This window comes from Rhizobium sp. 01N424 (genome assembly GCF_056399485.1).
The window spans coordinates 222571-233713 of the sequence record NZ_JBFTRK010000003.1; the positions used below are offsets into that span (position 1 = coordinate 222571).

The following is an 11143-nucleotide window of genomic DNA, read 5'->3' on the forward strand; positions in this document are numbered from 1 at the left end:
AACTCCTCTGTCCTTATTTAACGGTTTCACATTAGGAGTGGCTGAGAAGCCAATGGAAAGACACGGATGTCGAACGGGATCATAGCGAATTCGGTGATGAACGCGGCTGCGGGTATGCTGCTGCTGGCGACCGGTTTTGCATCGTCGATCATCACCGCCCGCCTGCTTGGCCCGGAGGCAAATGGCATCGTTGCCTTTTCGCTCTGGCTTGTGGTCACCGGCGCGTCAATTGCCGAACTGGGCTCCAGCATCACGCTTCTGAAGACCCTGCCGCAATTGAATGTGCAAGGCTACGACAGCAAGCGCCGCATGGGCTTTGCCTCTATCCTCGTCACCTTCATGCTGTTTTCGACGGTGGTGCTGCTCGGGCTCTACGGCATCTTCTTCCTGTCGTCGGAAGAGATGCATTGGGCCGAAACGGCGCCGTCGGTGGCAATGGTGACAGGCGCGCTGTTCTTCATTCAGGCGATCGGCTCTTTCGTCAAATTCTACCTGATCGGCGAAAAGCGCCTCGGTGATTTCTTCAAGCTCACCGTTGGCGTTTCGATTCTGCAGCTCGGTGGCGTCGCGATCGGCGCGGTGCTTTACGGCGTAGAGGGCGTGCTGATCGGCTATGCGCTTGGCCAATTGGTGTTTTTCGTCGCGACGATGCCGATCCTGCTCACCAAGCGGGACAGATGCGATATTTCACTTAGCGTTCTCGCCTCGTCGTCGGTGATCATATCGACGCAATTCCTGATCGATTCCGTTTTTATCAATCGCCTCGAACTGCTGTTCCTGCAGCAATTCTGGTCGGTCGAGATGGTCGGTTACTACGCGATCGGTCTGTCGGTCGCCAATATCGCCCTGCAGCTGCCGATCCAGATGACCGGCAGCCTGCTGCCCTATTATTCGGAGCAGCGGCACAACAGCAAGGATTCGACGCTGCCCGTCGAGGTCTTTGCCGCGGTCACCCGCAGCATGGCCTATATCATCATGCCGATGAGCTTTGGACTGGCGGCGATCTCGGGTGTTCTCGTTGTCAGCGTGTTCGGCGAAGCCTTCCGCCCGAGCGGTCCCGTCGTCATGCTTCTGGCGCTGGCCGCCCCTGCCTACACCTTCATGCAGATCCTCAGCCTCTACCTGCTGTCCATGGACCGGGTGCGGGATCGCCTGAAGACCAGTGTGATTGGTGGCCTTGTCATGGTAGGCGGTTGTTTACTCCTGGTGCCTACTTTTGCGGCGGAAGGCGCTGCGGTCGTTCGCATCGCTGTTTTTGTCGTGATGTGCGTGATCATGATCAAACAGACCGGCTTTGGAAGTCAGCTTTCGACCCTCTATGTCAGCCTCGCGAAGGTGACGGTGGCGGCCGTGCTTTGCGCATTGGCCGCTCTCGCGGTCCTTGAGCTCGTCCACAATCCTTTTGGCCTGGTGCTGGCGATCATCGCAGGCGGTGTCGCCTATCTGCTCGCACTCAAACTTCTCAAGGTCATTCCGAGACAAGACGCAATTGTCATTCGCTCGATCCTCAGCAAGGTGCCGTCTGCGTTGCGCGGTCCGGCGTTGAAGGCCGCGCAATTCATCGCGCCGCTGCAGTCGGAGAATGATCAGAAAAAGCCAACCGAGGCCGTTCACCAGCCGGCTGAAGGTGCTGGCCGCAGCGCCGCCTTCCCGGTTGCCTTCGATGGCACGATCGGGCTGTTCATGCCCGAAAATCCTGCGGTCACCAAGCGGTCCTCCGCTGTCCTCTTCGTCAGCCCCTGGGGCTTCGAGGAAATGTGCAGCCGCAAATTCTATCGTGTCGCTGCCGAGCATTTTTCGGATATTGGCGTTCCCAGCCTTCGCTTCGATTATCTGGGCACCGGCGACGCGCTTGATTTCGGCAATCAGCCGGCAACGCTCTCCAGCTGGGAAGCATCGGTTCGTGCTGCGGCCGAAGAGCTGAAATCGCTGAGCGGTTGCGACCAGATCATCCTGATCGCCCAGGGGATCGGCGCCGCGCTGGTGCAGCGTATCGGCGCGACGATTCCGGGTGTGAGCGGCGTCGCGATGCTGGCGCCGGTTCTCAGCGGACGCGGCTATCTGCGCGAATTGAACATGTGGGCGAAGATCATTCACGCCGACCTCGGCCTTAGCAAGGAGCACGCTCCGGCCGATCAGGTAACGATCGCCGGTCTGTTCATGCCTGAAGCGATTGCCGCGGAAATCCGCAAGCTCAATCTGACGGCGCCCGAGAGCCTGGCTGCATCGCATTATGTGATCTTCGAGCACCCGTCACGCGTCGGCGATTCCAGCTTTGCCACTGCCCTCAGATCACTCGGCGCGACCGTCGACGAGACTGTGTTCGAGGGGTATGACGAGCTGGCGACCAATCCGCTGTTTGCCAAGACGCCGATGCGCGTCGTTGCCGAACTGACGCGCTGGATCGAGACGAACACGGTGCCGGATGCCACGGCGGCAAATTCGGTGGTTCCCGCCGAAAACCAGATCCTGTACGGCGATGGCTTTGAAGAAGTGCCGGTGCGTTTCGGTGCGCATCACCATCTCGTCGGCGTCATCAGCCGGCCGGTCAGGGCGTCCAAGGGCAATTCGGTGATGTTCCTCACGACCGCCTATGACCGCCACGCCGGCTGGGGCCGCGCGATCGTCGACATGGCGCGCGAACTTGCACGCCAAGGCGTGACGTCTTTGCGCTTCGATTCCGCCAATGTCGGCGACAGCGTTCCGCGTCCCGACGCTCCGGATCAGATTCTCTACTCGCAGACGCAGATCGATGACGCTGTATCTGCGCTCGATCTCCTGGAGACCCATGTTCCTGGCCCCGTGATGGTCGCCGGGCGCTGCAGTGGTGGCTATGTAGCTTTCCGTGCCGGCATCGCCGATGAGCGCCTGAAGGCGGTCGTCTCGATCAATCCCTTCGTCTATTACTGGGACCCCGCCGTTCAGGTCGCCAAGGAGCATGTGGTCTCGGTGCCGCGCAGCGTCGACGACTACAGCCAGCGGCTGATGAACATCGAGACGCTGAAGCGGCTTTTCCGTGGTCAGGTCGATGTGAAGGCGGCCTTCCAGAACATCTTCATCGCCCTCGGCCGCCGGGTTTCGCATCGCTTCGCGCCGCTGATCGAGCTGTTACCGCACAAGGGGCATGTGGCGCGCGAGGTGAAACAGGCCTTCGCATCGTTCGGCAAGCGCAACGTGCCGCTGACGCTGATCTACAGCGAAGCGGATGTCGGCCTCGATCATATGTATTTCCACTTCGGTCCGGGTGGCCGCAAGCTGGCGCGCTATCCGAACGTGCGTCTCGTGATGCTTGAGGATGCCGACCACAATCTGACGCCGCTGGAATCGCGCCGGATCGTGCTGGATGAGATCGCCAAGCTGGCGAAAGCTTAAGCGGCAATCCGCTGGAAAGCCGGGATACCGAGCGATCTGTAGAGATCGATATAGAGCCCGGCGACGTGATCCCATGAATAGGGTCTGGCGGAAGCGATCAGCGCATCGCGCATTGCCGCCGGTTCCGTCAAAATCGCCGCGAAGGCCTGCTCGAGTGCTGCCGCTGCATTTTCCGGATCGCTGAAATCGGCAATCGATAGCGGCATCTTGCGTTCGGCTAGCGCCAGATAGGCGGCATTGCGGTTCAGAACCGGATAGAGGCCGGCACTCATCGCTTCCAGTGCTACGAGGCCGAAGCCTTCGTATTCGGATGCCGAGGCGAAGAGCGATGCCGCCGAGATCAGAGACCGTATCTCCGGATTGGCGATGCCGACATGAAGGCCGACCGCACGATCGAGGCCGCGGGCCGCGATCTCGCGCGTGAGATCGGCGCCTTTCAGATCCGATTCCGAGCCGACGATATCCAGATGCCATTCCGGATCACGGGCGGCCAGAACCTGCATGGCATCGAGGAGATGGTCGAGCCGCTTGTTGACCGAGAAGCGGCCGATGGTGACGATCCGGCGGTGCGGCTGGCGTGATGCGCTGTCTGCGAACTTGCCGATATCGACGCCGTTCTCAATCAGCACGGTATTGCCGGCGATCTGCGAGAACTGGGCGATATCGGAGGCGCTGCAGCCGACGACGCGCTTGTAGTTCATCGCCGAGAACCGTGTCAGCGTCTGGAACCATATCTTCTTGAGGGCCGCATGCTTCTGCGTGTGAAAGAAGCCGCCATGCGTCGTCGCGACCATCGGTCTCCGGTGCAGGACGCGGCTGAGTGCCAGCGCGTCGAAAAAGAAATCGATCGCGTGGACGTGGACAAGATCGGCGTCCGCGAGATGGCGAAGGACCTGCGGTGCGATCGGATAGCGGGTGCTGCCGGACCAGGGGATACGCACGACGTCGATACCGTCGATGATCTCATGCGACGGAAGCTTGCGGTCGCGCGCCGTGAACAGCGTGTCGAGTGTGACGACCCGGACGCGGTAGCCGCGCTTGACGGTCTCGCGGGCCAGGTTAGCAACGACATCTTCGAGCCCGCCGCGGTTCGGCAGAAACTGGCGCACGACATGCACGATCAGCGGTGCTGCATTTGCCTGCTCTGCCGTTGCTTCCAATGCCATGCTCCCTGATCCCGGAACGGGCCGCGCCATAGTGCCGGACGAGATACCGGATCGCCTTAAGGCCCGGTTTACGGAGCGCCCGGCAGCCGGAAATCTTCCGGAAGAGAGTTAATCCTGGAGATCAGAATGCCTTGAAGGTCAGCGTCGTCAGGGAGCGGACGATGCCGGGGATATTGGCGATGTTATCGTTGATGAACTTGCCGATGTCCTGGCCTTCTTCGATATAGACCTTCATCAGCAGGTCGTAGTCGCCGCTGGTTGAGTAGAGCTCAGAAACACGTTCCGTCTGGTAGATGGCGTCGGCAACCTCGTAGGTCTTGCCGGGGGCGCATTGGAGCTGGACGAAAATGGGCTTCATGGGGATTTCCTGCGGAGTGAATGTTTGCGCACATAATGCGCGAAACCGCTCCCATGATGCAAGCTCAAGACTTCGCCTCGGTCTCGATCCACGAACGAAAGGCCGCAAGCGGCGGATAGTCGGCGCGTTCGGACGGGTGGGCGAGATAGTAGCGCTCGCGGCTTTCGATTTCTCCATCGATGGCAGCGACGAGATCGCCGCGCTTCAGCTCGTCCTGGATGAGGAAGGTCGGCAGCAGCGCAACGCCAAGCCCGGCGACGGCCGCCTGGGCGGCGGTGGCGAACTGGTCGAAGAGCATGCCGTGAAGGCTCTGGAAGGCAACGCCGTTTTCTGCAAACCATGCCTCCCAGGCATCCGGCCGGGTCGTCAGATGCAGCAGCGGCACATCCAGTAGATGGTGCGCCTCGCGGATGCCGTGATCCCTCAGAAATTGCGGACTGCAGGCCGGAACCGTCTTCTCCGACATCAGCAGCGTCAGTTCAGCACCCGGCCAATGGGGGTGACCGAAATGGATGGCGGCGTCGATCGAATCGAGACGGAAATCGAAGGGCGAGAGCCGGGTGACGAGATTGATGGTGACGCCGGGATTCTGGCTGAGAAAGCGGCCGAGCCTTGGCGCCAGCCAGCGGGTCCCGAAAGTCGGTAGAATGGCGAGGTTCAGCGTTCCGCCATAGGGGTTGGCGCGCAGGTTCAGCGAGGCACTCGAGATGCGGCGCAGCGCCTCGCGGATTTCCCTCGCATAGCCATCGCCTGCCAGCGTCAGCCTGACGGTCTGGCGTTCGCGCAGGAAGAGTTCGACGCCCAGCTGCTCTTCCAGAGCCTTGATCTGCCGGCTGACGGCGCTCTGCGTCAGATCAAGTTCGCGGGCGGCGGCAGTGACGCTGCCGGTTCTGGCAGTGGCCTCGAAGGCCGCGAGCAGCGATATCGAGGGCAGGAATCGGCGGGATGCGAGCATGGTTCAGTCCATTTCAGAATGACCTGTTTCCGAAACGTCGATATTCACGGTGAAAACCGGTTTGTAAAGAAATCTGTCGCGCATATTCGGAATGAACTCGAGGCCTGATGGAAACCATCCATTCGCGGTGAGGTGCCTGCTATGAAGGCATCGGAGAGTGCTTTCGCGGTTGCCGTCGCGGCGCTAGATTAACGGCGGTTTCGCCTTTGGATGGATTGACCGATGCTGAATGATCCGCGCTCGCATGGACTTTGGGAAAAGACTGCGCCCCAGCCGCCTGTAACCGCGCCGCTGACCGGATCCGTGCAGGCCGATGTGGTTGTCGTCGGTGGCGGCTATACCGGTATTTCTTCGGCATTGCATCTGGCGGAGGCCGGCAGCAGGGTCGTTCTTCTCGAAGCCAAGGAAATCGGCTTTGGCGGCGCCGGGCGCAATGTCGGCCTGATCAATGCCGGCATGTGGGTGATGCCTGATGATCTTCCCGGTGTGCTCGGGCCGGTTCATGGCGAGCGGCTGCTCGACATGCTCGGCAATGCGCCGCGCCTGGTGATGGAGCTGATCGCCAAGCATGACATTTCCTGCGAGCTCGAAACGAACGGAACTCTGCACTGCGCCGTCGGCTCCGAGGGCCTGAAGGAGATCGAGAACCGGGCGGCGCAGTGGGGCAAGCGTGGTGCGCCTGTGACCGTGCTGGATGCAGCGGAGACGGCGCGCCGGGTCGGTAGCGATGCCTATGCCGGAGCGCTTCTGGATATGCGAGCCGGAACGCTGCAGCCGCTCGCCTATGCTCGTGGGCTGGCGCGGGCTGCCGTGCAAGCCGGTGTTTCCCTGCACACGGTAAGCCCGGTGATTGCGACGGAGCGTCAGGGTGCGAAATGGGTCGTCCGCACCGAACAGGGGACCGTTACCGCCGACTGGATCATCGTCGCGACGGATGCCTATAGCACCGGCCCCTGGGAACAGGTGCGCACCGAACAGGTGCATCTCCCCTATTTCAATCTCGCGACCACGCCGCTTGGCGACAATCTGCGCAAGTCGATCCTGCCCGGCCGCGAAGGCGTGTGGGATACCAAGGAAATCCTGTCGTCGTTTCGGATGGATCAGGCAGGCCGTCTCGTCTTCGGCAGCGTCGGGGCGCTTCGCAATACCGGTACCGCGGTTCACAAGGGCTGGGCGCAGCGTTCTATGCGCAAGCTCTTCCCGCAGATCGGCGAGGTCGAGTTCGAATGCGAGTGGTATGGCAAGATCGGCATGACCGACAATGCTTTGCCGCGGTTCCACAAGTTTGCCGATAACGTCGTCGGATTCTCGGGCTATAATGGCCGCGGCATTGCCCCTGGCACGGTTTTCGGCCGGACGCTCGCCGAACATATTCTGGGCCGCATCAGCGAGGCCGAGCTGCCCTTGCCGCTGACGGATCCGCGCGAGCCGGGGTTCCGGGCGCTGAAGGAAATGTGGTACGAAGCCGGCGCCCAGGTTGCCCACTTCGCCGATGCGCGTTTTTAAGAACAAGAAGGTTGGAAACACATGACCATCGCTAGCCTCGACCTCGCAGCCGAAACCAAGAAGCTGCTTTCCGAACTCGGCGTCGATGCCGCCCGCTATACCGGCGGAACGCTGCGCGTCACCTCGCCGGTCACAGGCAAGGAAATCGGTGCCCTGAAAGAAGATAGTGTTGCCGGCGCCAAGCAGGCGATCGACGCCGCTCACAAGGCTTTCGCCGAATGGCGAGCGGTCCCGGCGCCGAAGCGCGGCGAGCTCGTCCGTCTGCTCGGCGAGGAGCTGCGCGCCGCCAAGGGCGCGCTCGGCCGCCTCGTTTCGATCGAAGTCGGCAAGATCACCTCCGAAGGTCTCGGTGAAGTTCAGGAAATGATCGACATCTGCGATTTCGCCGTCGGTCTCTCCCGTCAGCTTTACGGCCTGACGATCGCCACCGAGCGCTCCGAGCACCGGATGATGGAAAGCTGGCACCCGCTCGGCGTTGTCGGCATCATCTCGGCTTTCAATTTCCCGGTTGCTGTGTGGTCGTGGAATGCAGCGCTTGCGCTGGTCTGCGGCAATTCGGTCGTCTGGAAACCGTCGGAAAAGACGCCGCTGACGGCGCTGGCGACGCAGGCGCTGTTCGAGAAGGCGCTGAAGCGTTTCGTCGCCGAAGGTGGCTCGGCGCCGGCCAATCTGGCAACGCTCTTGATCGGCGGCCGTGATGTCGGCGAAGCCCTTGTCGATCACCCCAAGGTTCCGCTCGTTTCGGCAACCGGCTCGACGGCTATGGGCCGCGCCGTCGGTCCGCGTCTGTCGCAGCGCTTTGCCCGCGCGATCCTGGAGCTCGGCGGCAACAACGCGGCCATCATCTGCCCGACTGCCGATCTCGACCTGACGCTGCGCGGCGTCGCCTTCTCGGCGATGGGCACGGCCGGTCAGCGTTGCACGACGCTCCGCCGCCTCTTCGTCCACGACAGCGTCTATGACAAGCTCGTTCCGCGCCTGCAGAAGGCCTATGGTTCGGTCACCATCGGCAACCCGCTGGAGAACGGCACGCTGGTTGGGCCGCTGATCGACAAAGCTGCCTACGAGAAAATGCAGTCGGCTCTCTCTGCTGCCAATGCAGCGGGTGGCAAGATCACTGGCGGCGAACGTGTCGAAAACGGCGCTGGCGAAGCCTTCTACGTTCGCCCGGCTCTGGTCGAGATGCCGTCGCAGACGGGTCCCGTTGTCGATGAAACCTTCGCGCCGATCCTCTACGTCATGAAATACAGCGACTTTGACGAGGTGCTCGAGCTGCATAATGCCGTGCCGCAGGGCCTCTCCTCGTCGATCTTCACCAGTGATATGCGCGAGGCGGAAACCTTCGTCTCGGCCCGTGGTTCGGATTGCGGTATCGCCAACGTCAATCTCGGCCCCTCGGGTGCTGAAATCGGCGGTGCGTTCGGCGGTGAAAAGGAAACCGGTGGCGGCCGCGAATCCGGTTCGGACGCTTGGCGCGCCTATATGCGCCGCGCCACCAACACCATCAACTACGGCAAGACACTGCCGCTGGCGCAGGGCGTGAAGTTCGACGTCGAATAACGCAGCCGCATTGCAGCACCGGGGGCGATGACGTAACACCGTCGTCGCCCTTTTTGTTTTTCGCCAAGGTTCTTTCCATGCATCTGACGCTCGCCGCTGCCGAAACGCTGGTTATCGAGTCGTTGAAACGCAGCGGGGTTGAGGAGGGCAATGCGCGATCCGTGGCGCGTGCGCTCGTTGCCGCCGAAGCGGCCGGGCAGAGCGGGCACGGGCTCCGGCGTGTTGCCGCCTATGCTGCTCAGGCAAAGTCCGGAAAGGTCGATGGCATCGCCAGGCCGATTCTCTATCAGCCCTATCCGTCGGTCATCCAGGTCGATGCCTGTCATGGATATGCCTATCCGGCATTTGATCTTGCGGTACCCGTGCTGACGGAGATGGCTCGGACGCAGGGTATCGCCATGGGTGCCATCCGCCGCTCGCACCATGCAGGTGTTCTGGCGTTGACGGTCGAGCGTTTCGCGGAAGCCGGCCTTGTTGCCCTCATGGTTGCCAATGCGACCGCAGCGATGGCCGCATGGGGTGGGCGCAAACCGCTGTTTGGCACCAATCCGATTGCCTTTGCGGCGCCGGTGACCGGGCAGGACCCGGTTGTCATCGATCTGGCGCTTTCGCGCGTTGCCCGCGGCAAGATCATGGCCGCCCGTCAGAAGGGTGTGCCGATCCCTGCCGACTGGGCTTTCGACCGCGATGGTCAGGCGACCACGGATGCCGTGGCAGCTCTGGACGGCACGATGGTGCCGTCGGGCGAAGCCAAGGGGGCTGCGCTGGCGATGATGGTCGAGATCCTGGCTGCGCCGCTGACCGGCTCCAACTTCTCCTATGAATCGACATCGCTTTTCGACGACAAGGGCGCGGCTCCGGGTCTGGGCCAGATGATCATCGTCATCAATCCGGAAGCCGGCGGCGGCGCATTTGCGGCAGCGCGGCTAACGGAGCTTGCCAACGAAATCTCGTCCGATCCAGGCGTCCGTCTGCCCGGACGGCGTGGGCAGAATGCACGCCGGGCGGCGATCGAAAACGGCATCGATGTCGATGATGACGTGATCGCGGACATCGCTGCGGTATAGAATCGTTCTAAACTTGATCAATAATTTCAAGTATTTGTGATCGCGGTCTCGTGAAGCAAACTTGAAAATTGAAGTCAGGAAAAATATAGGGTGCCGCGCAGCACCCCACACCCCCAGCAGGGTGCCAATGCCATGGAGGGCATCATGACCAATTCCATCACGCGCCGTTCTGCGCTGGCGCTTGCCGCGTCGCTTCTGGCCGCAACCTCGCTCGCTTCCGGCGCTTACGCCCAGGACGAGGGTATTGTCGTCTATAACGCGCAGCACGAAAGCCTCGGCCGCGAGTGGATCGATGCCTTCACCAAGGAGACCGGCATCAAGGTCACCATGCGCCAGGGCAGCGACATGCAGTTCGCAAACCAGATCATCCAGGAAGGCGACGCCTCGCCGGCTGACGTGTTCCTCACCGAAAATTCTCCTGCGATGACCCTGGTCGATGGCGCTGGCCTGTTCGCACCCGTCGACAAGGAGACACTGGATCAGGTTCCGGCCGAATATCGGCCTGCCGACGGCATGTGGACGGGTATTGCTGCCCGCTCGACGGTATTTGCCTATGATAAGCGCAAGCTGACCGAAGACAAGCTGCCGAAGTCGATGCTCGACCTCGCCGACCCGGCCTGGAAGGGCCGCTGGGGTGCTGCTCCTGCCGGCGCCGATTTCCAGGCGATCGTCAGCGCGCTGCTGCAGCTGAAGGGCGAGGACGCGACCGCTGCCTGGCTGAAGGGCCTCAAGGACAATGCGACGCCTTACAAGGGCAACAGCGTTGCGCTGAAGGCAGTCAATGCCGGTGAAGTCGAAGGCGCGATCATCTATCACTATTACTGGTTCGGTGATCAGGCAAAGACCGCTGAAAACAGCGCCAATGTCGGCCTGCATTACTTCAAGAACCAGGATCCGGGCGCTTTCGTCTCGATCTCCGGCGGCGGCATTCTCAAGTCGACGCAGCACATGAAGGAAGCCCAGGCGTTCCTGAAGTTCATCGCCGGCAAGGCAGGCCAGGCCATCCTCAAGGACGGCACCTCCTATGAATATGCCGTCAGTGGTGAATCCAACGCCAAGCTCGTTCCGCTCAAGGAGCTGAACGCGCCGAAGGTCGAAGCATCCGAGCTGAACAGCAAGAAGGTCGTCGAGATGATGACGGCCGCCGGTCTCATCTAAG

General features: G+C 61.6%; 8 protein-coding genes. 5 read left to right on the forward strand and 3 right to left on the reverse strand.

Features of this window, described 5'->3' with window-relative positions:
* Positions 1-66 precede the first annotated feature (66 nt).
* Positions 67-3372 (forward strand): alpha/beta fold hydrolase, encoded by a 3306-nt coding sequence (locus AC1DNK_RS11530; protein WP_477941155.1) that lies wholly within the window; start codon positions 67-69, stop codon positions 3370-3372.
* On the opposite strand, the gene AC1DNK_RS11535 is transcribed toward AC1DNK_RS11530, so the two are convergent.
* From AC1DNK_RS11535 to AC1DNK_RS11545, 3 genes are all read right to left on the reverse strand, one after another.
* Positions 3369-4538, reverse strand: coding sequence for a glycosyltransferase family 4 protein (locus AC1DNK_RS11535; protein ID WP_477941157.1), 1170 nt, complete (start codon positions 4536-4538; stop codon positions 3369-3371). The two genes, AC1DNK_RS11530 and AC1DNK_RS11535, sit on opposite strands and share 4 nt — an antisense overlap.
* A 121-nt stretch (positions 4539-4659) precedes the next feature.
* On the reverse strand, positions 4660-4896 hold the full coding sequence (locus AC1DNK_RS11540) for an Lrp/AsnC ligand binding domain-containing protein (protein WP_112385869.1): 237 nt from the start codon (positions 4894-4896) through the stop codon (positions 4660-4662).
* A 64-nt stretch (positions 4897-4960) separates the two neighbouring features.
* Complete coding sequence (locus tag AC1DNK_RS11545) at positions 4961-5851, reverse strand: LysR family transcriptional regulator (RefSeq protein WP_477941159.1); 891 nt, start codon at positions 5849-5851, stop codon at positions 4961-4963.
* Positions 5852-6073: 222 nt separating this feature from the next.
* Here AC1DNK_RS11545 and AC1DNK_RS11550 point away from each other — a divergent pair, with 222 nt between their 5' ends.
* The 4 genes from AC1DNK_RS11550 (at position 6074) to AC1DNK_RS11565 (ending at position 11142) form a co-directional block, all read left to right on the forward strand.
* Positions 6074-7357 (forward strand): NAD(P)/FAD-dependent oxidoreductase, encoded by a 1284-nt coding sequence (locus tag AC1DNK_RS11550; protein WP_477941161.1) that lies wholly within the window; start codon positions 6074-6076, stop codon positions 7355-7357.
* A 21-nt stretch (positions 7358-7378) separates the two neighbouring features.
* Positions 7379-8917: an L-piperidine-6-carboxylate dehydrogenase gene (gene amaB, locus AC1DNK_RS11555; protein ID WP_477941162.1), complete on the forward strand. Its 1539-nt coding sequence runs from the start codon at positions 7379-7381 to the stop codon at positions 8915-8917.
* 77 nt (positions 8918-8994) lie between these two features.
* Positions 8995-9984, forward strand: coding sequence for an Ldh family oxidoreductase (locus AC1DNK_RS11560; RefSeq protein ID WP_477941164.1), 990 nt, complete (start codon positions 8995-8997; stop codon positions 9982-9984).
* A 144-nt stretch (positions 9985-10128) separates the two neighbouring features.
* Positions 10129-11142: an iron ABC transporter substrate-binding protein gene (locus tag AC1DNK_RS11565; protein WP_477941166.1), complete on the forward strand. Its 1014-nt coding sequence runs from the start codon at positions 10129-10131 to the stop codon at positions 11140-11142.
* Position 11143 lies beyond the last annotated feature (1 nt).

Bases quoted from the DNA above. Each gene is read 5' to 3' on its own strand.
- AC1DNK_RS11530 (WP_477941155.1), top strand. From the start codon at position 67: ATGTCGAACGGGATCATAGCGAATTCGGTGATGAACGCGGCTGCGGGT.
- AC1DNK_RS11535 (WP_477941157.1), bottom strand. From the start codon at position 4,538: ATGGCATTGGAAGCAACGGCAGAGCAGGCAAATGCAGCACCGCTGATC.
- AC1DNK_RS11540 (WP_112385869.1), bottom strand. From the start codon at position 4,896: ATGAAGCCCATTTTCGTCCAGCTCCAATGCGCCCCCGGCAAGACCTAC.
- AC1DNK_RS11545 (WP_477941159.1), bottom strand. From the start codon at position 5,851: ATGCTCGCATCCCGCCGATTCCTGCCCTCGATATCGCTGCTCGCGGCC.
- AC1DNK_RS11550 (WP_477941161.1), top strand. From the start codon at position 6,074: ATGCTGAATGATCCGCGCTCGCATGGACTTTGGGAAAAGACTGCGCCC.
- amaB (WP_477941162.1), top strand. From the start codon at position 7,379: ATGACCATCGCTAGCCTCGACCTCGCAGCCGAAACCAAGAAGCTGCTT.
- AC1DNK_RS11560 (WP_477941164.1), top strand. From the start codon at position 8,995: ATGCATCTGACGCTCGCCGCTGCCGAAACGCTGGTTATCGAGTCGTTG.
- AC1DNK_RS11565 (WP_477941166.1), top strand. From the start codon at position 10,129: ATGACCAATTCCATCACGCGCCGTTCTGCGCTGGCGCTTGCCGCGTCG.